The sequence below is a fragment of the Singulisphaera photorubra genome (genome assembly GCF_045290345.1).
In the GTDB taxonomy this organism is placed as follows: Bacteria; Planctomycetota; Planctomycetia; order Isosphaerales; family Isosphaeraceae; genus Singulisphaera.
In genome coordinates this window covers 4830351-4855801 of the sequence record NZ_CP155447.1, presented here as the reverse complement: position 1 = coordinate 4855801, position 25451 = coordinate 4830351, and the positions used below count along the sequence as shown (strand labels likewise).

29 protein-coding genes and 2 pseudogenes are annotated in these 25451 nt (G+C 57.3%); 22 read left to right on the top strand and 9 right to left on the bottom strand.

Translation table 11 applies throughout. The features are described 5' to 3' along the window. Positions 1-394 precede the first annotated feature (394 nt). Complete coding sequence (locus V5E97_RS18380; protein WP_406700735.1) at positions 395-739, top strand: hypothetical protein; 345 nt, start codon at positions 395-397, stop codon at positions 737-739. 199 nt (positions 740-938) lie between these two features. Here the strand turns inward: V5E97_RS18380 and V5E97_RS18375 are convergent, their stop codons facing one another. The 3 genes from V5E97_RS18375 to V5E97_RS18365 all read right to left on the bottom strand — a co-directional run bounded on the left by V5E97_RS18375 (position 939) and on the right by V5E97_RS18365 (position 2382). Next, on the bottom strand, positions 939-1376 hold the full coding sequence (locus tag V5E97_RS18375; RefSeq protein WP_406700734.1) for a transposase: 438 nt from the start codon (positions 1374-1376) through the stop codon (positions 939-941). A 100-nt stretch (positions 1377-1476) separates the two neighbouring features. After that, positions 1477-1617, bottom strand: coding sequence for a hypothetical protein (locus tag V5E97_RS18370; protein ID WP_406699068.1), 141 nt, complete (start codon positions 1615-1617; stop codon positions 1477-1479). A 216-nt stretch (positions 1618-1833) separates the two neighbouring features. Further along, positions 1834-2382, bottom strand: a complete 549-nt coding sequence (locus tag V5E97_RS18365) for a transposase (RefSeq protein ID WP_406700733.1) — start codon at positions 2380-2382, stop codon at positions 1834-1836. Between the two features lie 537 nt (positions 2383-2919). Between V5E97_RS18365 and V5E97_RS18360 the strand changes: the two genes are divergently transcribed. Then, positions 2920-3393: an SMI1/KNR4 family protein gene (locus tag V5E97_RS18360; protein ID WP_406700732.1), complete on the top strand. Its 474-nt coding sequence runs from the start codon at positions 2920-2922 to the stop codon at positions 3391-3393. A gap of 613 nt (positions 3394-4006) precedes the next feature. Here the strand turns inward: V5E97_RS18360 and V5E97_RS18355 are convergent. Beyond that, a complete protein-coding gene (locus tag V5E97_RS18355; protein ID WP_406700731.1) occupies positions 4007-4159 on the bottom strand; it encodes a hypothetical protein in 153 nt (50 codons plus the stop codon). Positions 4160-4689: 530 nt separating this feature from the next. Between V5E97_RS18355 and V5E97_RS18350 the strand changes: the two genes are divergently transcribed. Further along, positions 4690-4842, top strand: coding sequence for a GH-E family nuclease (locus V5E97_RS18350; protein WP_406700730.1), 153 nt, complete (start codon positions 4690-4692; stop codon positions 4840-4842). Between the two features lie 12 nt (positions 4843-4854). Next, positions 4855-5349 (top strand): ankyrin repeat domain-containing protein, encoded by a 495-nt coding sequence (locus V5E97_RS18345; protein WP_406700729.1) that lies wholly within the window; start codon positions 4855-4857, stop codon positions 5347-5349. 241 nt (positions 5350-5590) lie between these two features. Here the strand turns inward: V5E97_RS18345 and V5E97_RS18340 are convergent, their stop codons facing one another. Then, positions 5591-5938 (bottom strand): hypothetical protein, encoded by a 348-nt coding sequence (locus V5E97_RS18340; RefSeq protein WP_406701319.1) that lies wholly within the window; start codon positions 5936-5938, stop codon positions 5591-5593. A 428-nt stretch (positions 5939-6366) separates the two neighbouring features. On the opposite strand from V5E97_RS18340, the gene V5E97_RS18335 reads away from it, so the two are divergent. From V5E97_RS18335 to V5E97_RS18315, 5 genes are all read left to right on the top strand, one after another. Further along, positions 6367-7707 (top strand): IS4 family transposase, encoded by a 1341-nt coding sequence (locus V5E97_RS18335; protein ID WP_406700728.1) that lies wholly within the window; start codon positions 6367-6369, stop codon positions 7705-7707. Between the two features lie 238 nt (positions 7708-7945). Further along, on the top strand, positions 7946-8248 hold the full coding sequence (locus tag V5E97_RS18330; protein WP_406700727.1) for a hypothetical protein: 303 nt from the start codon (positions 7946-7948) through the stop codon (positions 8246-8248). 557 nt (positions 8249-8805) lie between these two features. Continuing rightward, positions 8806-9627 (top strand): hypothetical protein, encoded by an 822-nt coding sequence (locus V5E97_RS18325; protein ID WP_406700726.1) that lies wholly within the window; start codon positions 8806-8808, stop codon positions 9625-9627. After that, the gene (locus V5E97_RS18320; protein WP_406700725.1) at positions 9628-10104 is read left to right on the top strand and encodes a hypothetical protein; all 477 of its coding nucleotides are present in this window, start codon (positions 9628-9630) and stop codon (positions 10102-10104) included. A gap of 810 nt (positions 10105-10914) precedes the next feature. Beyond that, positions 10915-11421: a hypothetical protein gene (locus tag V5E97_RS18315; RefSeq protein WP_406700724.1), complete on the top strand. Its 507-nt coding sequence runs from the start codon at positions 10915-10917 to the stop codon at positions 11419-11421. 460 nt (positions 11422-11881) lie between these two features. Here the strand turns inward: V5E97_RS18315 and V5E97_RS18310 are convergent, their stop codons facing one another. The 3 genes from V5E97_RS18310 to glnA form a co-directional block, all read right to left on the bottom strand. Further along, on the bottom strand, positions 11882-12826 hold the full coding sequence (locus V5E97_RS18310) for a WD40 repeat domain-containing protein (protein WP_406700723.1): 945 nt from the start codon (positions 12824-12826) through the stop codon (positions 11882-11884). Positions 12827-12881: 55 nt separating this feature from the next. After that, on the bottom strand, positions 12882-13124 hold the full coding sequence (locus V5E97_RS18305) for a hypothetical protein (protein ID WP_406700722.1): 243 nt from the start codon (positions 13122-13124) through the stop codon (positions 12882-12884). A gap of 967 nt (positions 13125-14091) precedes the next feature. Next, entirely contained in the window at positions 14092-15504 is a 1413-nt protein-coding gene (gene glnA, locus V5E97_RS18300) for a type I glutamate--ammonia ligase (protein WP_406700721.1), read from the bottom strand. 302 nt (positions 15505-15806) lie between these two features. On the opposite strand from glnA, the gene V5E97_RS18295 reads away from it, so the two are divergent. Continuing rightward, positions 15807-16202, top strand: coding sequence for a DNA polymerase ligase N-terminal domain-containing protein (locus V5E97_RS18295; RefSeq protein ID WP_406700720.1), 396 nt, complete (start codon positions 15807-15809; stop codon positions 16200-16202). Here the strand turns inward: V5E97_RS18295 and V5E97_RS18290 are convergent. Continuing rightward, entirely contained in the window at positions 16109-16909 is an 801-nt protein-coding gene (locus V5E97_RS18290) for a hypothetical protein (RefSeq protein WP_406700719.1), read from the bottom strand. The two genes, V5E97_RS18295 and V5E97_RS18290, sit on opposite strands and share 94 nt — an antisense overlap. A gap of 291 nt (positions 16910-17200) precedes the next feature. Here V5E97_RS18290 and V5E97_RS18285 point away from each other — a divergent pair, with 291 nt between their 5' ends. The 12 genes and pseudogenes from V5E97_RS18285 to V5E97_RS18230 all read left to right on the top strand — a co-directional run bounded on the left by V5E97_RS18285 (position 17201) and on the right by V5E97_RS18230 (position 24987). After that, positions 17201-18091: a hypothetical protein gene (locus V5E97_RS18285; protein WP_406700718.1), complete on the top strand. Its 891-nt coding sequence runs from the start codon at positions 17201-17203 to the stop codon at positions 18089-18091. After that, positions 18088-18855: an ABC transporter ATP-binding protein gene (locus V5E97_RS18280; protein ID WP_406700717.1), complete on the top strand. Its 768-nt coding sequence runs from the start codon at positions 18088-18090 to the stop codon at positions 18853-18855. The genes V5E97_RS18285 and V5E97_RS18280 overlap by 4 nt, the downstream gene beginning before the upstream one ends. Further along, positions 18852-20594, top strand: a complete 1743-nt coding sequence (locus V5E97_RS18275) for a putative ABC transporter permease subunit (RefSeq protein WP_406700716.1) — start codon at positions 18852-18854, stop codon at positions 20592-20594. Before V5E97_RS18280 ends, V5E97_RS18275 begins: the two co-directional genes overlap by 4 nt. Before the next feature lie 176 nt (positions 20595-20770). Continuing rightward, complete coding sequence (locus V5E97_RS18270; protein ID WP_406700715.1) at positions 20771-21022, top strand: type II toxin-antitoxin system HicA family toxin; 252 nt, start codon at positions 20771-20773, stop codon at positions 21020-21022. Positions 21023-21072: 50 nt separating this feature from the next. Next, a pseudogene (locus V5E97_RS18265) lies at positions 21073-21291 on the top strand (type II toxin-antitoxin system HicB family antitoxin). 348 nt (positions 21292-21639) lie between these two features. Further along, positions 21640-21699, top strand: a pseudogene (locus tag V5E97_RS18260) (hypothetical protein); the annotation flags it as partial. A gap of 412 nt (positions 21700-22111) precedes the next feature. Further along, positions 22112-22564, top strand: coding sequence for a CHC2 zinc finger domain-containing protein (locus V5E97_RS18255; protein ID WP_406700714.1), 453 nt, complete (start codon positions 22112-22114; stop codon positions 22562-22564). An 801-nt stretch (positions 22565-23365) separates the two neighbouring features. Then, the gene (locus V5E97_RS18250) at positions 23366-23749 is read left to right on the top strand and encodes a hypothetical protein (RefSeq protein WP_406700713.1); all 384 of its coding nucleotides are present in this window, start codon (positions 23366-23368) and stop codon (positions 23747-23749) included. Positions 23750-23915: 166 nt separating this feature from the next. Continuing rightward, positions 23916-24062: a hypothetical protein gene (locus V5E97_RS18245; RefSeq protein WP_406700712.1), complete on the top strand. Its 147-nt coding sequence runs from the start codon at positions 23916-23918 to the stop codon at positions 24060-24062. Positions 24063-24179: 117 nt separating this feature from the next. After that, positions 24180-24299 carry a GH-E family nuclease gene (locus V5E97_RS18240; protein ID WP_406700711.1) on the top strand — a complete coding sequence of 40 codons (120 nt, stop codon included), beginning with the start codon at positions 24180-24182 and terminating at the stop codon, positions 24297-24299. Positions 24300-24440: 141 nt separating this feature from the next. After that, complete coding sequence (locus V5E97_RS18235; RefSeq protein ID WP_406701182.1) at positions 24441-24611, top strand: ankyrin repeat domain-containing protein; 171 nt, start codon at positions 24441-24443, stop codon at positions 24609-24611. A 97-nt stretch (positions 24612-24708) separates the two neighbouring features. Next, complete coding sequence (locus V5E97_RS18230; protein WP_406700710.1) at positions 24709-24987, top strand: ankyrin repeat domain-containing protein; 279 nt, start codon at positions 24709-24711, stop codon at positions 24985-24987. Positions 24988-25451 lie beyond the last annotated feature (464 nt).

Sequence of the window (25451 nt, the reverse complement as noted above, 5' to 3'; positions counted from 1 at the left end):
GTTCTTTTGAATCGGTGGGCTCGGTTCGTTGGAGCCTCGAAAGCGGCGGCCGTTCATCAGCCGGAGATACGGGCAGGTTCATTGGAATATCCCCGCTCTCTTAGGAACGGCGGCGATCCTCACTTTGTTGAACCGAGCTTCAGCGGCCCGGCTGCTCCCCATTGGATTTCGGGGCCAGATGGTCTGACTGACTTCCAGCGTTGGGGTCGGTTGGGCGGTCGGCCACCAAACCAATAAGGGGAGGTCGAATACGTCATGTTTGAATGGCACGATGAAGAGATGAGTCAAATCAAGACTCCGAAGTTCCATCTTGTTGATGGCCCCGCATCTGCTGAACTCCGGTAGGGGGGTGGAGTCTTGCGATCTCCCGCTTCCCGCTTCATATAGAGAATTCGTGTTGCGATTTGGGAACGCCAAACTTTATCAGCGTGGCAGCAACTGGCTGGTTCAAGTGTATGCTGGCCCAAGAGAAACGGGGAACGATCAGACGAAATCGCTCATTCACTTCGGGCGTACAGAAACATCATTTGCTTGTTTCAAAGAATTGTTGCTGGAGGCAGGCAAAGAATCGCCTGACTTCGAGTGGCGGCACGAACTGGGCGTTCAACAAACCGCCGACTACTTTGAGGATTGGTTGAAGACCAAGTGTGATTCGGCTCGAAAACGATTCAAGAAAGAGGAATGGGACGCTATCGAGAAAGGCCCGTCCCCATTCACGGGTCACTACGATACCCGGTAGAGGGCTTTAGCCCAGATTATTCAAACCCGTCAGGCTTCGGGCCATTTTGGGAACTGACGGGACTGAATTCGATGATATGGTGTTCAAGAACGCACCTGGCCTAATTTCAGGATCGCATCGTGCAAGTCGAGGGCGTACCTTCCCCCTCCCCATAGCGTTCCAAACGGCCTTTACGCTCCCCGACGTGGATCAATCCGGCTTATCCCGGGGAAGGTTGGGAAGGGGGCATATTCACCGCTCGACTGACCTCCATAAAGTGATCTATGTGAGGCCAACTGCTGGATAGTCGCACAATGACTCGCCTCGCGCGGGTGATCACTTCCGCCGAAACCTTGATCAAACGAGTCCGCCAGGTGCTGGCGAAACCACCTCCCAGCGGATCACGCTCGCGACGTTTGTTAAAGAACCGCTTGCGATTCGGCTCGTCGATCGCTTCTGTCGGAAAATCGGCTGGCAGATTCAACTCGGCCGACGTTGGCAGGGTTTGAACCACCGCCTGACGGAGTCGCACCAGCAGATTCAAGGCGGCCGTGTGCAGGTAGAGACGGAAGTAATTCGCCATGAACCGGTGGTCGCTCAGACGGTCGGCCAGCAACTCGGTCTTCAGTTCTTTGTTCCGGTTTCGCTCTCGCCGCATGGTGTACTCGTCATAAATCGCCTGTGGAGAACGCGACAGCCAGGGCGGTTGGTGACCACGGCTCGCCGGTTGGTCCCCTGGGCATGGACCTCGACCTTGATCACGACCGGTTGGGGGCGAGCCAACTGTCGGCCTGATACTCGACGCAAAGGAACAACCGTTGAGGTTGGCCAGTCTCTTCGTATTGCTGAAGGGCGTCCTTCAGGAGAGCGTCACTCATGGCCCGCAGCCGAGAGTTCATGCCGATTCCCAAGGTATAGCTCAATCGCAATTCTGGCAGACGTCATACATTAGGGGAACGCCAAAGCCACTGTCGCCTCGGACATGGATCTGCACGTCAGGCCAGACAGCCCGCAATCGCCCCACCAGATATCGCAGATCGTTGTTGGCCCCAAGAATGCAGCACAGGTGCCATACCTCAGTCCCACGAGGAGAACCATATCGTTTTCTGCACACGTTATGGCAATTGGCAAATACTGATTCTGTTCATAGTAGCCATGAAACATAGTGAGTTGTTGCTGGCCATGTGCGGGTCGTCGAACGCGTCGATGTCGAAGGTGAGATGGTTGGGCGGCCGATCGAACGACTGAATGAAGAGGTCAACCATCACATCCCGTAACCTCCAGAGGTCGGCGATCGAGACCGCGTTCTCGAAGCGCGAGCGTTGGCTGACTCGCGAGGTCAAGGCCGTCGGGAGACGCCCGGCGAGGAGTTTGAAGACGGGATCGGAGCGTAAAGTGTCGTGGTCGTTCTGGTCCTCGTAATCGGCGAGGATTCCAAAGATCCGCTGCCGGACCATCGTGGCAATGGACTGGCGGGCGAGCGAAGGATTTCGAGTGTCCTGAAGGGCGGCAGCGAACTGTTCCGTGAGGTGAATTCGCTCGTCGAACTGGCGTATGAGCAGCAGTCCGGCATCACTGGAAAGCGGTGAGGAAGAGACTTCGATTTCGACAGGCCGCGAGGCCAAGAAATCCAATGACACCGGCGGAACAGAGTGTAAACTCATAGGGAGGCCTCTGGTGGCGTCGAATGTGTCGTTGTAGTAACACATTAGACGAAATCAGAGGCCTCTTTATTGAGTCGAGTTTGAATAATCCGGGTTAGTCAGAGGCACCTGCGGCGGAGTGATCCTGGCAGATTGGCGAACCTGACCGTCGAAACCTCAGGCCCCGTGGGATTTCAGTGAGGCATCAGCCGTTCGCCGAGCTTCCCCAGCCTACCCTTTCGGAAGTGCCTGGCCACTCCTGGCTCCACATCGTCCGATCCTGCATTCGCCCAGATGATGGATGATCTGATTCCAGGCGTGCAGGGCTCGGTCAGTCCAGTGGGTGGGAGGGCGACGCCATCGGGATGGACCTGGGAGCATGCATCCTCTACGACTGCGAACGGTCCGCGGGGAGTTATGCGGCTTGTTCCGACAGAGCAGCACACTCCAGGTTCTCCATGGTGGCGAGTGATTCATCCTGACCGAGGTGCGGCAGGAGGGTATGCCGAGTGGGCTAGACCTGCTGGCGCCCCTAAACGAAAACAGAGGCTAGAGGCCATGCGTGATTTGAACGAACTGAACATCAATGAAGGTGGACGGCCGGTCTTTCGCCGTGTGCCCACTGACGAAGAAATCGGGGCCTTTGAATCTCATTTCAATCTGCGGTTGCCGCCCGATTACGTGTCGTTTCTCAAGCAAACAAACGGTGGGCACCCGGAAATCGACTCATTTCGACCTTCGGGAGCCGAGGAAGATACACTTTGGTCCGTGAACCGTTTTTACCACCTTTCTCCCGAGAAGGATGATCTAGAGGGGCTTTGGCGTGCGAAGGGCGAGTGGCAGGGGGTTCTTGGCGACAGGGTTGTACCGATCGCTAACGACTCTGGGGGCAACCAAATCTTGCTTGATTATAGTTCAGGAAGTCCGACTGTCGGATTGTGCATTCACGATGATGACTTTAGGATGTTGCACTTAAGCGATACATTTTCTTCTTTTTTAGATATGCTCGTTCGTGATCCTGAAATAAGATAGGGGAGACTTGGCCAGGCACCTTCGAGCCGGTAAGACGCGAGGCCTAAGTGGGGGGAGTCAGGCGCCTGCGACGGAGAGATCCTGGCAGATTGGCAAACCTGAACGTCGTAACCTCCGGCCCCGTGGGAATTCAGTGAGGCATCAGTCGTTCGCCGAAATTACCCAGTCTACCCTTTTGAAAGTGCCTGGCCACTTCTGGCCCAAGCGTCTTGGGTTCCCTAACGGTCAACCGTTGGATGCGGATGCAGCATACGATCTGTGGAACAATGCTCACACAGCCACGTTAGAAGACTACTTGTTGAAAGAAGACCGTGGCGTGTTATACCATCCAAGCGTGAGTACGTTAGAAGGATATGTTAATGAATAGTTTTCGAGTTCACCTGCTGAAACTGATCCAATCAAAGGATGGGCAGCTAAGCTGGTATCAGATTGATCGAGCATTGTCATCTGAATGCGTTGGACGAGAAGAGCATCTGATGCAATCTCTAAAGGGTCTGGAATCAGATGGTTATGTTGTTGCGCATGTCGGGGCAAATCCGTCACAGCCAACGTACTCGGTTACATCCGCTGGTTTAACTGTTTTGTCCGAAAGTCCGACTGCTAAACGTTGAGTTTAGACGCCCAGCTTCGCCTTCGGCAGTTTCAATGGCTTGACCTTCGCTTTCTTCTGCATCAGCGGGTTGATGTTCGACATGCCGATCACGGCATTCTTGTCGTTGAGCCATAGCCCTTCCCGCATCGCCAGACATTCGTAAAATGTCTTCATGTCTGTATCTATTGTTCCCGCTGGCGATTCTTGGCGTCGCCCCTGCGTGCGATTTTGCAAAGCCTTCGCATCAGATGAGAAACAGGGGCATAGCCATCACGGGACAGGGGCCGATCACCTTGCCTGCCAACGGAATCGCCAAGAATTGTTTGATTCTTATCTTTGCAACAGCCGTCGCTGTGGCATCGGCAACTCAGTGCATCAGCCCCGCCACGAACGGGGGGATGGAAAAGGGGGACATAGCGGAATGCCACGTAGATGGCGCACAAGCCTTGACATGTGAACAAGTTGTCGCTTATTGAGCACGAGAGGGGCGTCCGGCACCCTGGTGGGAGAGGGAACTCTAGCCAGGCACCTGCGATGGGGTGATCCTGGCAGATTGACGAACCTGACCGTCGAAAGCTCAGGCCCCGTGGGATTTCAGTGAGGCATCAGCCGTTCGCCGAGCTTCCCCAGCCTACCCTTTCGGAAGTGCCTGGCCACTCCTGGCCACTTGGGACCGACTCAAGAATCGGGACGGGCAGTGGGACATGGGCCACATCCCCGGCAAGTTGTATCAAGACTTGAAGACACGTTTTATCGAAGGAAAGATTTCCAGAAAGCAGTTTCTCGACGAGTACAACAATCCGTCAAATTATCTGCCCGAAGGACGTTCACCAAATCGCAGTCGAAGATACCAATAAAGGACTCGTCCCATGAAACTGCATGACGTTCACGAGCTAGCAAGAACTAACAAAGTTGAAGAACTTCGAGTTGCCCTAAAGGAAGGAGCCAATCCAAACCTGATCGATGATACAGGCAAGACACCTTTGCACTTAGCAATTGCTTGGAAAAGTGCAGATGCCGTTTCCGAGCTTTTGGAGGCTGGAGCAAATGTTGCGATTCAAGATTCCGACGGGGCAACCGCATTCCATTACGCAATTCAACACAAGCTTCCAAACGTCCTTGAAGCACTTATGAAGAAATGTCCTGAAGCCGTTGCAGTTAGCGACAAGCACGGGAACCAGCCATTATGGACGGCGGCATTCAACGCACGAGGAGACTACGAGATGGTGGCGATGCTTTTGAACTATGGAGCCGACCCAGAGCATCTTAACAACGTGAATCTCTCGCCACTCGACATTCCCAAAAGAAAGGGCGAACCGGCACTGCTGCAACTTCTTGAAGAGAAGGTGGATAGAAAGACGTAGCCATTAGTCCGTGCGTGCGATTCTGCAAAGCTTTCGCACAAGAAAAGTAGCAGGGGCATGGCCATCACGGAACAGGGGGCGACCACCTTGCCTGCCACACGGGAATCGTCAAGAATTGTTTGATTCTTGTCTTTGCAACAGCGGTCGCCGTGGCGATGGCAACGCAGGGCATCAGCCCCGCCACGATGATCGGCGATGTGGTCGGGAAAAGGGGGACATAGCGGAATGCCATGAAGATAGCCTAGAAGTGCTTCATCGGCAACGACTTGCGTAGCTCCGACCGCGGCTTTGTCATGAACATGTACTGCTTGCCTCTTCGTTTCTTCGCCCGCGGCTCGACTCGGCCACGACGCGACGGGTTGACGACCAACCCCGAAAGGTCCCCGTCCTCGATCCCGATCAACCAACGCACCGTATCCACCAGCCCGATCCGATCGGGATCCACCTCTTGCAGTCGAGCCGACTCCCCCATCACCGAACGCACCAGATTATACGCCAGCGCGAACATCGCCAATTCCTTCAACACACCATCCACCGTCTCGCATCGCAGCACATACATTTTCATGCTGAAGAGGGAAAAGAGGGACATAGCGATTTATTGACGGCAGACGCCATGGCGCTTCTCGTGGTGGGATACCACGTACCGCTCGTGCCTCCGTCGCTGGCCTTTGGTATCACGTCTTGAATCGGGGCAACCGCCGCGAGGCCGTCTTCCCTAAGGCTGGCGATTACGAAGCTCTCTCCGTCGGCGACCTCGAACGGTTGCGGCACTCAGTATCCCGGTGCCGACCTTATGGTGGGGAATCATGGACCCGCGAAACGGCGACCCGGCTGGGATTGGAGTCGTGCTTGCGTCCCCCGAAAGAGAAGTCCTAAAATCGCTATGTCCCGAATGCCACGTAGATAGCGCACAAGCCTTGACCTGTGAACAAGTTGTCGCTTATTGAGCACGAGAGGGGCGTCCGGCACCCTGGTGGTGGATTACAACGCCACTCGGGTACCAGACGGAGCCCTCTCATGCCGCCGCGTATCATCCCCATCCTCAACCGACTGCGCCAAGACGTCGCCGCCGATTTGGCCAAGGAGACCATCGAGGAGGGGTGTCGCCAGTGCAACTACTCCTGGCGGAAGCGCGTCCTCGACCCGACCATCACCATCTACCTCTTCTTGCTCCAGGTCCTCCACGGCAACACCGCCTGCAAGCACGTCGTCCATTTCGGCGGCTGGTCCTTCACCGACAGCGCCTACTGCCAAGCCCGCAAGCGGCTCCCGCTGGCTGTCCTCCACTGGCTCCTCGAGAAGGTCGCCGCCACGTCACGTGCCGCGACCGCCGACACCTCGCGGTGGCTCGGGCATCGGGTCTGGGTCGTCGACGGCTCCAGCTTCTCCATGCCCGACGAGCCCGAGTTGCAACGCCACTTCGGCCAGCCCGGCAACCAGAAGAAGGGCTGCGGTTTCCCCGTAGCCAAGTGGCTGGCGATGTTCGATCTCACGACCGGGATGCTGCTCCGCTCGATACCGGCTCCGTTGCGCAGCCACGAGATGTCGCAGGTCGTGGCGATCTCGCGGGAGTTGGAACCCGGCGACCTCGTGCTCGGGGATCGTGGGTTCTGCTCCTACGCCCATATGGCTTTGTTGCTCGGCCGCCGATTGCACGGTGTGTTCCGGATCCATCAGAAGCAGATCGTCGACTTCACCCCCGGCCGGCCGGGGACCGGGGGCGGGTCGAGGGACGTGCCGGGTCTGCCCCGCTCGCGTTGGATCCTGTCGCAGGGGGACTCGGACCAGGTCGTCGTCTGGTACAAGCCGAAGTATAAGCCTTCGTGGATGACGGCGGAGGAATATGGGACGTTGCCTGGGGAGCTCCCGGTGCGGGAGCTGCGCTACCGCGTGGAGGTCCCTGGATATCGGGTGCGCGAAATCACGTTGGTGACAAGCTTGCTGGATGCGGCGACGTACCCGGCCGAGGCGCTGGCTGGACTCTACTGCCGGAGATGGCAGGTCGAGATCAATCTCAGGCATCTGAAAATTAGCATGAAAATGGATGTGCTTCGATGCGAGACGGTGGATGGTGTATTGAAAGAGTTGGCGATGTTCGCGCTGGCGTACAACCTGGTACGTTCGGTGATGGGGGAGTCGGCTCGACTGCAAGGGGTGGATCCCGATCGGATCGGGCTGGTGGATACGGTGCGTTGGTTGATCGGGATCGAGGATGGGGACCTCTCGGTATTGGTCGTCAACCCGTCGCGTAGTGGCCGAGTCGAGCCGCGGGTGAAGAAACGAAGAGCCAAGCAGTATATGCTCATGACCAAGCCGCGGTCGGAGCTGCGCAAGTCGTTGCCGATGAAGAACTTCTAGGCTATCTTCGTGGCATTCCGCTATGTCCCCCTTTTCTCACACATGAATTGGCAAAGACAGTAGGTTCGACGACCGAGGAGGCGATTCGAGGGGCTGGGTTCGACGTTATTCCCAATCGCACGAAGAAGTTGCCGAATCATCACCGACTTATTCACCCGGATGGGGTCGCTGGGTTTACTGACGAGAATCTTGCCCGACTGTCCAAAGCTTTTAAGGATATCTTTCTTGGAGAATGACAATGCCACACGAAGCCATTACGATCGTGGATGAGGGGAGAAACGTCGTAGCGACAGGTTTGGTGGAGTTCCTGGGAGACTGCTATTCCGGCTCCGTCAACGTGGATCGAATGTCCGATTCCTTTCAAAAAATGTTTGTGGAATATGAAGATGTCGTCAATAATCAAACTTTCAGCATTCTCGATCAGATTGAGGATCGGATCAGCAGTATCCGATTCTCAGCCATCTTTGAAGGCGGTAGTGAGTTTCCAGTTAAGGACCTCCAGATTTTCCCCAAGGGAGGAACCTTATCTTTCAAGGCCTGACGGCTGGCAGGGGTAATAGCCCCATCCAAGCAGACCCACCCACCCCGTCCGCCCTCCACCCCTCGGACCCGCCCCCCACCTCTGGTCGCCCCGTCCGCCCCTCGCCTGGCCACCTCCGGGCTCGTCCCCGGCGACGATGAGGGCTCGAGATGAGCCCGGATGAAGGAGGGGGCTGGCGTAGGCCGTCGTGGGAGAGGCCCGGATGGAACCGGCCTGTGGGGATTTAGCGGGGAGTTGTTTGTAGATCATTCTGGACGGGCTCGCCGGCGGGAGGGGAGGGCCGGCCCGGCCGTCGGGCTCAGCACCCTCGGGGCTTGGGCAGGAGTCAGGGGAGACTTGGCCATGCACCTTCGATCCGACAAGACGGGAGGCCTAGGGGAGGGGGCTTTAGCCAGGCACCTGCGCCGGAGTGGTCCTAGCAGATTGGCGAACCTGACCGTCGAAAGCTCAGGCCCCGTGGGATTTCAGTGAGGCATCAGCCGTTCGCCGAGCTTCCCCAGCCTACCCTTTCGGAAGTGCCTGGCCACTCCTGGCCCACGGCCCAGGGGTTATGGCAAATGGGCCGGCATCCAATTCAGACTGCGCAAGGACTCGGAACAGCTGTTGCCCATCCAATACAGACGGGCAAGGCCGTCATTCAAGATATCAGCGAGAAATCAGGAACTAATCGAGGCCAAGGAGCACTCGTCGGCGATGTCTTGATCGGGATAGCAACGGGCGGTAGCTTGAAAGCGCTCAGCAAGACGGCAACCGTCGCTAAAATCACAAGCAAGGTTAAAGGGATAGTTGGTCGAACCGGCGCTGCGGCCAAGACGGCAGCGGAGGCTATCGTAGGAAAAGCGGTCGGGGCCGAATCCGCTGCCGTGGCTAAGGGGATTGCTCCAAGCACAGCAAGGGCGGTGGGTGATGCCGCACCACGGTTCAACCCGTCGTTCGAGACAAGTGTAAATGCCTCGAAGACTGGACAAATGATCGAGCAGCAAATGGACCGGATCACCGGTAGGGTGGCTCAGCGGATGGGTATACAGAACGCCGAGGATCAAGTTATGTTTCGTATGTCAGACGAATTTGGCGAGGTATTCGGTGGTTCTGGCTATCTGAATGGTTCGATGACCGTTGATTCAGGCGTGCTTAGCCCACGTTCTGTTCTCAATGCGCCAGAGTTGTCCCAACTGGGCCTTCGTAGTCGGAGTCAAGTGATTTTGACCCACGAAGCCGAAGAAATTCCTTTGCTGCAACAGCTTCGAGACCCAAGATTGAGTCACCCACTGACGGTACGGGAGGGAGCACCAACGAGCCCACTCCGTGTTTCACCTGAAGCCGCCAATTACCTTCAGAGATGGGGCGAGCTCGGTCCGTTTCAACGAGGAATGCGGTAAATGAAAAACTTCGAGTCATACCTGTCCGCCTTCGTGTCGGCGTCCAGCCAAGGCGATGGCATAGTTATTGAAGTGAAAAATATTTCAAATGAGGAGCTTCGAGTTAGCTTCCCAAATCCCTACACCGGAATCAGGCTATATGCGGAGTCCGGCGAACAAGTACCGATCGGCCGGACAATTCTTTGCTGGGAAGAAAGCGATCCAATCGTTGAATTGTGTCCTGGAGGTTCAACCTCGGCTCTGGTTTCACTCTCTCCATTTTGGTTCGATCTGCACGAGGTTTTCCTGGCAAAATGCAGCCTCAATGTGTCGTTCTGCAATGGAGAGAGCGAGGCTGTTGTCGTTGAAGGGCATGTGAAACTTGATTTGCCATCACCTCGGCTCAATCGTGTACGCAATTCTGCAACCATTCCCATGATTGGCAGTAAGATCTCGAACGTGTCCAGATTTGTATCGATCATCAAGGGCGGGCAGTAATCCGGTGTTCGGCATCTGGAGATCGTCAGCCAAGACGACCATCCCGACCTATCAGAGTCACCCACCCCGTCCGCCCTCCACCTCCCGCCCCGACCACCCCGGCTTTCGCCGAGACGCCCCGAATTGTTGGGGCTCCGACTTTGCGACGGCCAAGCCCACGCCGTCGCCCAACACCGGCGGGGCGGCGAGCGTTGCGGGGAGGAAAAGACAGCCATGTAGGAAACAGTGGAAACCAGGGCGGGCAGCCTGGGGACGAAGTGGCCCCGTCCCGGCCAGGCATACCGGCGGTTCGTTCAGGATCCGGGGACGAACTGCGGGCCGATGGACCATCTCTGTCGCTGCAGATCACGCTCGCCACACTGGTAATATCAGGCGAGTGACCCCACACAGCCGGATCCGACGTTGGTGATCGGAGCGCCACGCTTTTACCATGGCTTTGCGCCACGGGGACATTCGACGTTATTCGGTCCCTCGGCCGGGTCGTCACTCTGTGGGATCAGGCTCCCCTGACACGTTCGATGGTAGCAAATCCACCCCCAGCTTCGCCAAGACCGCGGGGATGGGGAGGGGGCTCAAGCCAGGCTCCTGCGATGGGGTGATCCTGGAAGATTGGCGAGCTTGACCGTCGAAACCTTAGGCCCCGTGGGATTTCAGTGAGGCACTAGCCGTTCGCCGAACTTATCTAGCCTACCCTTTTGGGAGTGCCTGGCCACTCCCGGCCCACGCCGCCGGAGGCGTACTGCGGGATACGATCCAGCAGGAATCGCGGGCCTTGCCGTCAGGGACCACGACTGATCTGAGGAGGCCAAGATGACAGTCGATGTACTGAGGTCGCTATTAATCGATACTACGTGGTTCGGCCGGTTGGCGGAGCCAGGAGTTAATGGTGATTTTGTACAAATCTTCACATTGGGCCCCTGGGCCAATGTGCCTACCGACGCAGATGACCTGGAACGGATCGCTGATCAAATGGACTGGTTGCCAAGTTCAAGGGAACAGGATGATCCGATTCACCGGCCTTCGTTGGAGGAGCGTGCCGAGCAGCTCGGGATGCGGAAGGAGATTTCTCGGAAGAGTCTTGATATCTACAGAGTTGCTGTCTCTGCACTGGGCAGATTCAAAGGCCATCCCGCATTAAAAGTCGGTCCGCACGACTTCACAGAAGCTGCCCGAGGTGCAGCTCTTTTTGCCGTAAGGCAAGCAACATATGAAATCCTTGTTAATGAACCAGGGTTCTGGTGTCGCCTCATGGAGGTTTACCATGCAGGCCATTGGCCTTGCGGCATCCTGCCGGGCGGTAAAGTTGTGGTTCTGTGACTATGCCACAACAGGGGGGAGAGAGCTTTAGCCAGGCACCTGCGACGGAGTGATCCTGGCAGATTGGCGAACCTGGCCGTCGAAACCTCCGGCCCCGTAGGATTTCAGTGAGGCATCAGCTGTACGCCTAACTTACTCAGCCTACCCCTTCGGAAGTTCCTGGCCACTCCTGGGCCACACAAGTGATGTACTGTACTTGCTGTTTTCTCCCGGGGGTGCTTAAGGGCGAGGAAGAGAGATTTTATGTTGCCTGACCTGAAGAGAGCCATTTTGATGCTCCGTACTCAGCCCAACTGAGACCTTATTCTCACTTAACTCGGACACAACGAGAACCGATCCGCGTTTGAATGCGATTGACCGAATAGGCCCGGTGCCTGATGTAAACTCGGCAATCCTCACCCCGGTCGCACGGTCTAAAAGGAAAACCTGCCCTGTCGTCTTGCCCAACGCGATGATCGAATCATCTGCGATGTAAGCTGTAGCAGAAATCGTTAAGGGCCGGCGTAGGAAGCTCGGCCTTAATCTTCCCTGTTTTGAAGTCAAATAGCACCAAATCTTGCTCGGCAGGCGCAGTACCGAATCGCCAAACTGCGACCTCGCTTCCGTCGCCGCTGAGGGCAATGGCACCGAATTCTAATCCACTCCCAGGAATGGGAGAGACCGTAAAGGCACGACGGTTGTTTAGATCACAGAGGTATAGAGTTCGTGAGTTCCGGTGATAGGGCGAACGCTTCTCGGCAAAATTGAACGCGAGTGCTGCGAAGCGTGTCGCGTCAGCGCTGAAAGCTGTGGAGCATGATTTGAGCGAAGTTGCACTTGAGGCCGGCCCATCTACCGAAGAGATCACTTTGCCGTTAGTTCCATCCCACAAGACAGTATTCAGCCTATAATCGGCGCAAGCGACAAGCGTTGCGGAACTATTGACAGCAACTTTTTGGAAATACTGGGTATTTCCTTGAACGAATGATCTGATCAAACGGCCCGATTCTGCATCCCACAGTTTGACGAGACTTCCATGTCTTCTCGGATATACCCGAAGTTCGTCTCTCAGTTCTTCGTAGATGGCCGGGCCTCCAGTTACAATCCTCCTCCCATCGCCGCTCATTGCGACACCCACCGCGAACAGACCGTCAGCGTGATCGGCAATCCTGAGCAACAGGCGACCATCGGCGGTATCCCAGACGCCTACAGGACTACTTCGCGTGCAGGTAGCAAGCGCTCCGCCATCGGGCCTTATTGCGATCGCCAGCGGAGCCTTCGCGTCTCCTAATTGAATTGTCGGACGCTCCGGTTCCTCAGAAACTCCTACACGGCTAGGCATCTCGTCCGACCGCGAAGCCGAGCAGATCACCATAAATAAGGTAATCGAAACAGCGCAAACATGAGAAAAACAGGAAATCTTCATGAAATGACATCCTTTCATTTCGATGGTATTCGAAGGCTGAAACCCTTGAAACAACTCAGAGTTGGATAAAGCCGGCGTTGACAATCGCTGTGCTTGTGGTCAACCAAAGCGGTTGAGCCATGGCATGGCCATACAGCGGAGCGGTAGGATCTGGTGCATTATTTACTGGATCCGTCAAGTTGTCGAGCAAGGTTCCACCGGTGTTTACGACACCTGTCCCCCCCCAGCCCCAATCCAACTTCGCGATGCCGATCCAGTCGCCGGTTTTTCCATCAATGGGATCGACTGGCTGAAACATGACATGTGTCGTATAAGTTTCTGGTGTCCCGCCGTCAAGCCCACCTACCGAAACCTTTGTGGCGTCAACGACTATGTTCTGAGAAGGCGGATCCACTGCGATGACATCCGATGCCTCAGCGTCTGGGCCGGATGGCTCCTGATACCATTGATAGGCCTTATCTCCTGGAGCTGGTCCGTCTTTTTGTGCGGGAAATCAGTGGCTACGCACCCAAAGTAGGCAGGTCAGGTGGTCTGAGTGGTCTGGTGGCGTCGAAAAGCAGGCACCCATTTTTTTGAATGCCTCCAGAATTCCCCTGAAATCACTGACGGCCTGATCCCCGGTATTCGTAACGGTTCACGGGGTCAAACACTTAAATGAGGCATTATTGAGGTTGCATGCCATGAATTCGGTTGAGTTCAGAGGAGCTTATGTATGTTTTTCGGCAAAAACCCCTTGAAAACGAGGCGTTTGGTAGCTGTTTACCGCCTCGCTGGGCCTTCCTTTAGAGCGGTTTGCGGATGCGTTGCGCACGGTGGTTGGTCTCAAGACTCAGGAGCACGTGCGGAAACGGGGACTGGCTCCGGAGCGCAGCGGAGGTGCCTGTCCCCCTTTCCGCCGAGGCCGCCCGTGACAGCCCGGAAAATGGGGACAGGCACCCGGCCGCCAGGTCGTCCGGAAAAGCCGAGCATGGAGCGGGCCGGGAGCCAGTCCCCGTTTTCCTCCACCGTGCGCAATGCGATCTTAAACCGCTCTAGGTTTGAGGATCAGGTCGAAAAGAAAAACCGCCCACCGGGTTCGTTGAATCGGTGGGCTCGGTTCGTTGGAATCTCGAAACGGCGACCGTTCATCAGCCAGGGGACTGGCAGGTTCACGGACGGCGCTCCAAAGGTTGCCCCAGGGCAATGCACACCCTGGGCATGGCAACAGGGGCATGACCTCGCGGACGTGGGCCGCCGCCCGCGAGTACGTGCCTTGGCCTTCCGGTTTAGACGTCGTAGTAGAGGTTGAATTCGTAGGGGTGCGGCCGGACTCGGAGGGCCTCGACCTCGTGGGTTTGCTTGTACCAGATCCAGGTGTCGATCACGTCGGAGGTAAAGACGTCACCCCGGAGCAGGAAGTCGTGATCGGCGCGGAGGGCGTCGAGCGACTCCTCGAGCGATCGGGGAACGGTTGGCACGTTGGCAAGCTCTTCGGGTTGAAGGTCGTAGATGTCCTTATCCAGTGGATCGCCGGGGCGCATCTTCCCTTGGATACCGTCGAGTGCCGCCATGAGCATCGCCGAGAACAGCAGGTACGGGTTGGCCGCGCTATCAGGGCCGCGATACTCGATCCGGCGGCTCTTGGGGCTGGGGCTGTGGATCGGAATCCGGATGACTGCCGCGCGATTGCGACGGCTATAGGCGAGCTTGGTCGGTGCCTCGAAGCCTTCGACCAGCCGCTTGTAACTGTTGGTCGTCGGATTCGCGAATGCGGAGAGCGCCGCGGCATGTTTGAGGAGTCCGCCGATGGCGTACATGCCGAGGTCACTGAGTCCGGCGTAGCCGTTGCCGGCGAGCAGGGGAGTTTCCCCCTTCCAGAGCGAGAAATGCGTGTGCATTCCTGACCCGTTGTCGCCGTAGAGGGGCTTGGGCATGAAGGTCGCGGTCTTGCCATTGCGCCTGGCGACATTGCGAATGATGTACTTGGCCAGCATCACCTGATCGGCGCTCTCGACGAGCGACTTGGGGTTCAGGTCGATCTCGCACTGTCCGCCGGTGGCGACCTCGTGATAGTGGGCCGACGTAGCAATGCCGCACTCGGCCATTCGCTGGGCCATCTCGGTCCGGAGATCGGCGAGCGTGTCGGTGGGCGGGCAGGGGAAGTATCCCAGGCCTGAGCCTGGCTTGTAGCCCAGGTTGGGACGCTCCGCGCGTCCACGATTCCAATCCCCTTCCACCGAGTCGACGTGATAGTAGGCCTCGTGCCCGCGCTGGTCGAAGCGGACGTCATCGAAGACGAAGAACTCGAGTTCCGGGGCCAGCTGGCAAATTTCGGCCAGCCCGGTGCTCCTCATATGGCTGACGGCCTTGCGGGCGATGTTTCGCGGGTCTCTCGTATAATCCTGCTGGGTGATCGGGTCCTGAATATTGCAGACCATCGTGAGGGTAGGCTGCGCGGTGAACGGGTCGATCAAGACGGTTTCGGGCTGCGGGACGACCAAGAGGTCGGCCTCGTTGATCGCCCTCCAGCCGACCACGCTTGATCCGTCGAAGCCGATCCCTTCCTCGAACGTCTCCTCGGTCAGGGAATCGGCAGGGATCGAAAAGTGCTGCCAGACCCCCGGAAAGTCCATGAAACGGAGGTCGACGGTCGTCACCTCACGCTGCCGGATCTGCGCCAAGACCTCTTTCGGTGTCACCGCGATTCGTTCCTTTCCTACCCCGCCGTAAAAGTCAAAAGGGAAATGGCCTGGCTTCCATCCCCACCTGGCGGAGGTACGATCGTTAATTAGGATGGCGCGTCGCTTGTCCAGAGCCGAAAGTCGTGACCCATTCCGATCACAACTTCGGAATCATGGGAGGCTGCTATTGCGAGAGTCATCTCAAGTTAACGCAATGTGTCACGACTCACCAGACCTCGGTCTGAGCGGAATTGATCGCTGCCTCGAGAGTGGACTTTTCTTTCGGATAACCGCAGCGGTTGAACTCACGTCTGAAGCGAATGACAAACGGACCCGAGGGGGCGTTGATGGGGCGATTCGTGATCTTGGAGCATCGCTGGAACGGGGTTCATTGGGACCTGATGCTCGAGTCGGACGGTGTCCTACGAACCTGGGCGATCGACGAGGCGATCGTCGCGGATAAGAACCTGCCAGCGCGGGCGCTGGCCGATCATCGTTTGCACTATCTTGAGTATGAAGGTGAGATTTCCGGAGGGCGTGGCTCGGTTCACCGGTGGGATTCCGGATCGTATGAGCCGAGGCTCTGGACGCCCGAACTGATCCGTTTTCGGTGGGAAGGGGGTCAGGTCGAGGGAGAGGCCGTACTCTTCAGAGTGGAAACCGGGGTTGCCGCCGAGCCTTTTTCCTGGTTCTTCCGCTTCGGGAACCTGGACTGAAGGACCTTACGAGTGGGCAGACTCGGAGCGTCAACCTGTCCCTTGGCGCGATTGGAGCGTCCCGCGAGTCGAATCTCTCCTTCGCGGATCTGAACTTGCTCCAGGAGGACGTCATCGCGCTCGGAGTGGGGAGTGTAACGCACGATGACGACGGGGAGGCCATCAGCCAACTCACGCCGGACGTCCAGGCCTTGGGCGCGGGCATGATTGACGATCCGATCAATCACCTGTTCGGCGGGGACCGGCAAGACTCCCGCCCTGATCTTCTCGAACGTCAGCTCGAGAACGTTGGGTTCGGGGATCTGCGGCCGCGCCACGACCCAGATGACCGAGCGGACAGGTCCCTGGTCGAGCTCGAAGGCCAGCGTGATTCGGTCGACACCAAAGACGATCCGGGGCTCGTGGACCTCGGGAGGAAGTTGATCGGCGAACTCCGTCACCAGATCCTTGGCGAGCCAGGCGTTCACCTCCTGGTCGGTGAAGATCGCCTCCCAGGTCGGTTCGTTGATGATGTCGTTGCGGAGCTGGAGGCTCTGGGTCACGAACCGCCGGGCCTCAGCTTCCTGCCTTTCGCGCGGAACCTGAACGATGGCTCGATAGAAATCAGGCTGATGAGTTAACGAAACCCAGATCACCACTGGCACCGCGACCAGGGCCGCAACAACCAGGAGGCCGATGGTGAGCGCTCGCTTTCCCGGCTTACGCATGATGCGACCTAACTTCCTGAGAATAAGAAGGGGGGAAGGGGTCGAACAAACAAGTGGGAGCGAAGTCGTGCGGCCGATCGATCGGTGCGAGAAACCTGATCCTCAATATCGAGGCAAGCAGAGAGATCGGTCGCGAAGGATACGCCCGGTCATTCTTCGAGTCAACCCGAAGTCAGGTCAACCTCCAAGCCTTGGAATTTGTGAAAAAAGGAATCGGACTTCCGGGGGGTGAGCCTTGAATCCGGCCTCCCAAATCTGGGCACTATTCGTCGCCACTTCCCTGCAATATAGTTGAACAGAGAAGTCAGGACGGAGCGTCGCTATCATGCCCCTCGCCTGGTCTGTATCGCCATCTTGCTCTACTGGGTCGTCGGCGCATCGAGCCTAATCCGGCGAGATGTCCTGCCCGAGCTGGGCTTCGTCAGGCCGCCCGACCTTCGGACGATTGCAAGCGCCGAGGAAAATGCCGAGCCGTCCAGTTGGTCGGTCGAAGTGATCGACAATCCCCTTTCACCCGAGACCCGGCGCATCGTCGGCACGGCCTCGACAACTTCGAGCCGGAAACCCGAGGGTGGGTTTGAAATCACGAGCACCGTGGCTTTCAACGCCGGTGGGCTCCTGAGAGGAACGCCTCTCTCCAACGATTCTGACTCTCGGCTCGAGGTGGGGAGTCACTATCAGATCGACCCCGCCGGCAATCTTCAATCGTTCACGGCGTCGGTCCGATCGGACGGTGACCCGGACGACTTGCTGACCATCACCGGCACGCGTCACAAGCGAAAACTCAAGGTGGTCTGTCGAGGGCAACTCCCGCTGTTCAACCAGACCCGTACACTCGACTACGAGCCTCGAAGCCTGGTCCAGAACGCGCTGGGACCGTTCGATCGGCTGCCTGGACTGCAGGTCGGCCAGAAGTGGGAAACGCAGATGGTTAGCCCCTTCACGGGGAGGATCGAGACGGTCGGGGTGGATGTGTCGCGCCGCTGTGTGATCCACTGGGATAATAGCCCGGTGACCGTTCTGGAGGTGGTTCACCAGATGACCCCCCTATCGTCGCGGACGTGGGTTCGCCCGGATGGTCTGGTGCTTCGCCAGGAAGTGCCGTTCCCGTTCGTAAAACTGGTCCTGGAGCGAATCCCGAGTCGCCGGACCCCCCCAGGCCTTGAGGTCCCAGGACGATGATCGAACTCCGCGGCGTGACGAAGTCATTCGGGCCCAAGAAGGCCGTGGATCAACTCGACCTCACCGTCCGCGCGGGCGAGTTGTTCGCATTCCTCGGACCGAATGGAGCCGGCAAGACCACGACCATCAAGATGGTTTGCGGCCTGCTCGCGCCGACGATGGGAACCGTGCGGGTCGGCGGTCATCTCGCGGCCAGTCAGGAGGCTCGGCAACTTCTCGCGTACGTTCCCGACCAGCCCTACCTCTACGAAAAGCTGACCGGACGGGAATTCCTCCGCTTCGTGGTCGAGATGTACGGACTCGAGCGTCGACAGGCCGACGCCAGGCTCGCCGAGTTGGTCGAGACCTTCGAGATGACTGACTTCGTGGACGAACTCTGCGAAAGCTACTCGCAAGGGATGAAACAACGCGTCGTCTTCGCATCGGCCTTGGTTCATAACCCCAAGGTCTTGATCGTTGATGAGCCGCTGGTCGGTCTCGATCCCCGCAGCGCTCGGATCGTCAAAGACCTCTTCGTTTCCCAGGCCCGCTCGGGCGTCGCCGTGCTCATGTCGACCCACCTCCTCTCGATTGCCGAGGAGCTGGCAGACACAATCGGGATCGTCGACCACGGCCGAATGCTTGCCCGAGGAACCCTCGCCGAGCTTCGCGAACAACTCCAGTCGCATGCCCCACTCGAAGACCTCTTCCTGAATCTGACCGGAGGGAATCGCCCCCTCGCGAACGGCCGGGTGATGGTCCCGAACGGAGAACCTCTTCGATGAGAGGATCGAGCGAAGTGGCGGTCAGCCTGCCCACGGCCGGGCAGGTGGCCCGGGCCTTTCACAGTCACCGTGGTCGGCTGATCAAGAATACGGTTCGCTCGCTTCTGTCTGGCTCCCTGCTGCGTTGCCTGATGATTCTTGCCTGTAGCGCGGTCTTCTGGACCGTGCTGTTCGGTATTTTTTTTGAAGGATTTATGTTTATTGGTATGTACGTTGATTTAAAGAATACGATCATCGAGTACCTCTTCAGTATGTTTTTTTTGTCGCTCTTGATCATGCTCTTTGTTTCGACGGGCATTATCGTTTACGCGGGGCTCTTTCAGTCGCGGGAGGCTGCATTTCTTTTGACGACGCCTGCCTCGACCGATCGGATCTTCGTCTACAAGTTTGTTGAGGCGATCGGCTTTTCGAGCTGGGGGTTTCTCCTGCTGGTCAGTCCAATGATGGTGGCCTTCGGGATCACCGTGAACGCCAGGTGGTCGTTCTACGCGGTCTTCCTGATCTATCTCCTATCGTTCGTTATGATCCCGGGCAGTTTGGGGGCGGTGGCGGCCATCTTGGTGGCCAACTTTTTCCCGAGGAGGCAGAAGACCGTCCTGATTCTGGTTGGGGTCTTGATCTTGATTGCGGCGGCCTTCGTGGTTTCACAGGTGATGACTGCACCCGGTTCGGCCCTTTCAACCGACTGGCTGGGCGGACTACTCGGGCGGTTGGCATTTAGCCAAAACCCGCTTCTGCCCAGTCGTTGGATGTCGGCCGGCTTGCTGGCCTCGGCGCGGGGGAATTGGTCGGATGGCCTTTTTTACCTGATGGTGCTCACCGCGCACGCGGGCCTTTGCTACCTGGTGGCAACCGTGGTCGCGCGCGACCTCTACCGCCAAGGCTACAGCCGGGTCCAGGGGGGGCGGTCATCGCGGCGGCGGTCGGGACTCTACTGGATCGACGCCAGCTTCCACCGTCTCTTCTTCTTCATCCCCAGACCGGTCCGGCTCCTGATTCTCAAAGATTTGCGGACCTTTCGCCGCGACCCTGCGCAGTGGTCGCAATTCCTGATCTTTTTCGGTCTCCTGGCGTTCTACTTCCTGAACATTCGCCGGCTCAGCTATGACGTCCAGAGCCCATACTGGCGCAACCTCGTCAGCTTCCTGAACCTCGCCGTGACCGCCCTGATTCTTTCCACGTTCACGAGCCGTTTCATTTTTCCACTGCTCTCCCTCGAAGGACGCAACTTCTGGGTGCTCGGCCTGCTCCCTCTGAAGCGGGAAGCCATTCTTTGGGGAAAGTTCGCCTTCGCCTCGGGGATCTCGCTCGTGGCCACCGAAGTCCTGGTCGTTCTGAGCGACCTGATGTTGCGCATGAGCACGGCCATGATAGCGCTTCATATGGGGATGGTTGCGGTCCTCTGTCTGGGTCTTTCCGGAATCAGTGTCGGGCTGGGGGCACGCTTGCCCAACCTCAAAGAGACCGATCCTTCGAAGATTGCCGCCGGCTTCGGCGGGACCTTGAATCTGCTGGTCAGCCTGGTCTTCATCTTCGCGATCGTGACCGCGCTGGCCTTGCCCTGCCACCTCTACTTTGCAGGTCAAGATACCAGCGAATTCCGAACGGTCGTTCTCTCGGAAGAACGGTTTCGCTTCTGGATGACGATCTCCGTCGTCACGAGCCTGGTGATCGGCGCGGTCGGGACCTTCCTGCCGCTCAGGATCGGAATCAAAGCGTTTCAGCGGATGGAATTTTGAACGTATTGGCAAGCGATGGATGTCTGACCCGGCGGTGCAGGGCACCGGCCTGGCGGGGTGTTGCCTTGTCGGTCAGACCTTATGCTTATCGGTCGAGCCTGCTCAACTGACTCGTAAGGCGTGTCGCGGGAGCGTGGGCCGGGGGGCGTGCTTCTGCGAGAAAAGTCTCGAAAACCTTGGATGGTATCCTTCGCGGCAGCACGGATGCGAACATCTGGTTTGATGACCTCCGCGCCCTGCTCGCCCACTTGGGTTTCGCCGAGTGCGTCCGTGGCAATCATTATATGTTCACCCGCGACGAAGTGGCGGAGATCCTCAACCTCCAACCCAGCGGCAGCCAGGCGAAAGCGTACCAGGTCAAGCAAGTCCGGTGGGGTCATCGTCTCCAATGGCTTGGCGGGCGAGCCGGAGGTAGAATTGCCCTTTGATGGGGAGTCGCCCGGCGATGATGGGAGCAGGCCAACTCCGGAGGGCAATGATGGGCAGTGATATCCGCTACGTGATCATCCTGTATTGGAGCCAGCGCGACCAGGCATTCATCGCCGAAGTTCCGGAGCTACCGGGCTGCGCGGCCGATGGGGCGACGTAGCGGGAGGCGCTGGCGAATGTCGAAATCGTCATCCAGGAGTGGATTGAGACGGCGCGAGAGCTCGGCCGTTTGGTGCCGGAGCCGCGAGGCCGGCTGATGCACGCCTAACGCCAGAGAGCAGCGGGGCCGACCCGCTACGACAGGGTGGGGTTTCTTCGGAAGGACTGGGGGCCCACGCTGCGGTCGGGGCGGTGTGCAGATTCCGCGTGGGCTTAAAGCCCCCAAGTTCCGTTCGGCGAAGCCAATTGTCCTGCTTCAGTGATCGCTTATCTGTGGCAGTCGAAGTCAATTTGACCGGTTGTTTTTGCGCAGGTCCTTGGTTAGGGGAGGGGGTGACGGCAACGTCAACTCCTTACCCAGACGGCGGAACCCCACTATTGGCGAAGGAACCACTCGATGGCGTAATGGTTCTACGCGAAGGATGGCTGCCGGTATGGTCCAAGCTCTGCTCATGAACTCAAGGCGCTCGCTGACAATCACCAGTTCCTTTCTTCTGATCTTGTTTGGAAAGCATGAATGATTGGAGAAATGCGAAATATGTTAATGTGTTTTTTTCGCAGGCTTCGGGCTCAAGCCGGGTAAGACCACCGCCGCTCCCGTGTCAGTAACGGTCCGGGAGAGCACAACTATTTCGGCGTGCGCGGGCCAGGCCGAAATCTGTGGGTTTCGGTCAAGTGGCTCACAACTTGTTGGTCTCGTTATTTTCCGGGAATATCGCTTGACGACACCGGAAATTTGCCCAAGTATGATGCCGGTTGATCGGACTCACTTTCGCATCATTGCGCCGAGCGGCACGTGCGCCCGACTCACCGAACATCGTGGTGGATTCGGAGGAGAAAGTTGATGTGTTTCCGGATGGCAACACATCAACCCCAATCAGTGAATCCCAGGCATCTTTCCGTGAGCACAAATATTTCAATGCATTTGCATGTGCGAGCCTAGGCATTTTCGAGGCCGTGCGGATTTCGTACGGGTTCCTCTTCTCTGTCCCCGACGACATCACGCCTTGGTGCATGCCGATCTTGGACAGAGCCCTCGGACCCCTCTCATGCCAGGTATTCGCTTCGGGGAGGCACGGGCCAAGGTGACCATGGCTGAAGTCCTGGGGCTGATCGGCTTCGTTCCCTACGAGACTTCCGGGGATCAGGTTCGCGGCCCATGCCCGATCCATCGTTCCACCACAGGTTCGAGCCGCAGCTTCTCCGCAAATACGAGATCAAATATCTGCAAATGTTTCAAATGCGGAGCGTCCGGGAATCACCTCGATTTGTACGCCGCAGTGACCAGGCTGAGCCTGTTCGCGGCCACCGTCGAGCTATGCGAGCAGCTTCAACGCGAAGTTCCATGGATGCTCGATGGAGATCATCCCGGCCCCCGGTGACTGACCGCCCTGGGCAGGACGTCGAATGGCTCCGAATCAGGCTGCGGCTGATAAACGATCCGGCGCACGCTCAGTGGCATGAGCCAAACGATTCACGCCGCAACCGCTCAGGTGGCTCTCACTGGCCCGAAATAGTTGTGCCCATCCTGACCGAAACCGACAGACGTGGCAATTCGTGTGAATTATGTTCGTTAGTGTATTTATTGCAATGATTTGTCTTGTATCGGGGTTGAGTTGCTGGACAGTATTTGCACTCAAGTAGAAATTTGTAATAAATATATGGTTGAGTGTATATTTGTTGTAGCGTTGTCGTACGTCCGATTACATAGTGGGAGGGTCATGGAGCACGGATTTGTAGACAAGGTTTTTACGGCGGGGGAGATCCTTGGCACTACCGACGAAGCTCATGGCACCGAGTTTTCTGCAACCGATTTTCCAAACTGTTGAGCCATCAGGGAGAAGGAAAGACCGCCATGCGGGCTGCGGGTCCCCACCCCGTCCGTCCTCCACCCCTCCCGCCACGACCACCTTGGCTTCTGGCCCAGCGCCCGCGGGTTATCAGTGGCCATGCACTTCAATTGGGGGAGGACTGGAGGATTCAGTAAAACTGCAAACCTGTCCGTGAGTCTTGATAGCTTGCTCAAGTATCCTGGTTTGCCTAATTTGGGTGCATGGCCGCCGACTACTCACAGTGGCTCGTATCGGACACCGAAACTGCCTCACAGTTCTCGACTCTCTTTTAGTATAAAGGTATAAGCGTCAAAGTGATTCACATCCCAGATTGAGTTCTTGGAGGCTGCAATGAACGAAGTCCTCATACCGGATCAGGCCTTGGTGAGCCTAGATCAAGACCTCGACGTTATGCTGTCATCCATTGGAGGTGAAATTGTGATTGATCCTAACGATCCGGAGTACGGCGTGGCGTTTCGGCGATATCTTCTATTCTCCCGTTGGCCGTCCCTCCTTGAGCGGGGTGAGCTTCACGCAACGGCCGAGGAGCTTTTGTATAATAGCTACTATTGGATGCTGAAGTTCTCGAAACTCCATGAGCGAAAGCATGGGTACGATGCCGGAATCGAGCAGCAAGTGTTCAAAATCCTCGAAAACACTCACTGTAATCTTGATTGGAACGTGGTCGAACAGTTGACGAATCTCGTCGAGACGGAGCTTGGCGCGGGGCCTTGACCAAAGATTGCCCGCCCCCGTCAGCCCTCCACCCTCTCCCCACCACCCCGAGCTCTGAAAGCGAAAGACAGCCATGTAGTGCTACTGAATCGCCGCTTGATCGAGGATTAAACTCGTTTGGTACTATTTATTTGCGTAATGGATGTTTCAGCAAGCGAGGCCTGCTATGGACCCTCGATACGACACCCCATTGAAGGAAATGTTGGCCCAGGCGGAAGTCCTCCCTGAACTCGTCGAAGGCCACCTGTCGCGTCTGGAGACCTTCGTCCTCCCCTTTGCGGCCGCCTTGGTCAGTGCCGAGCAACGACGATAAGGACCATCAGTGGCTACGCACTTTAATTGGGAGGTCTGGGGGATTTAGCAAAACTGCAAACCTGGCCGCGAGTCTTGGTAGCTCGCTCAAGTCTCCTGGTTTGCCTGATTTAGGTGCATGGCCGCCGACTGCTTTTTGAATGGAGAAATCTCACGGAAGCAGTTCCTCGACGAATACAACAATCCGGCGAATTATCGACCAGAAGCCTTTGGGCCAAATCGAAGCCGACGATATTAATAGTGAGGGGATCACCATGGTCAAGAATGACATTCATGGGTTTGCACGGCTCAGGAACCTCACTGCACTTCGGAGTACAGTAGAGTCGGGAATCGACATCAATTCAAAAACACCTTTGGATCAACTGCTCTCCATTGTGCGATCGCTGAGAAGCAGGTCCAGGCGGTCGAATTGCTGCTGGAACTTGGAGCCGATGTCACGATTCAGGATGCGAATGGGATGACTGCCCTGCACTACGCAATCGAGCACAAATTGCCCGGAGTGCTCGAAGCCTTGCTAAGCCGTTGGTTTCGGTTTTCTTTGATTTTCTGATGGGTGACCGTCGCGATCCAAAGGCTGCTGGGTGCCACGGGTTGTACTCAACCCGTGAGCGATTGCCCGGTTTTGGCTCACGGGTTGAGTACAACCCGTGGCACCCAGGGTTTGCACATCATTCAATATCCAGAAAGACCAGGTCCACCTGCTTAGAACGGTGTCCACTGCTGTCTCGATCAGCGACAGGCACGGAAATCAGCCATTGTGGACAGCGGCATTAAACGCACGAGGAAACTACGAGATGGTTTCCATGCTACTCCGCTACGGGGCTAATCCAAATCATCTCAACAACGCCAATCTCTCTCCCTTCGACATTGCGAAAAGAAAAAACGATTCGACAATGCTTCAATTACTGGAGGAAAGAGTCTCTTAGTAACTGCGAAATCCGAGTCGTCGCCCGGCCTGCGCGCACAGGAGGACCATCAGTGGCCATGCACTTCAATTGGGAAATCTGGGAAATTTAGTGAGGGTGCAGGCCTGTCCGCGAGTCTTGGTAGCTTGCTCAAGCCTCCTGGTTTACTTGATTTAGGTGCATGGCCACCGACTGTACTCGTTCCCGTTCGATCACGCGCCGTAACGCCTGACGGCAAGTCGGGCTACAGAACCGCTGACATGGGGAGCGTTTCGAGGGTGCGAACCGCGCTTCTCACCCCGGATGGTCGCAGCGAAACAATCCGGAATTGTCGCCTGGGCGCTGGCCCTCGGACGGCGGCTCGGGACAGGAACAGGAAGTGTCCGGCCCCGCGAGATCGGCCGTTTGGACTTCCTTCGCACGCCGCCGCTCGGCGCAGCGACACCGGTAACGCCGGCTCTGTGCCTGGCGTTTCTCCTGGCCGT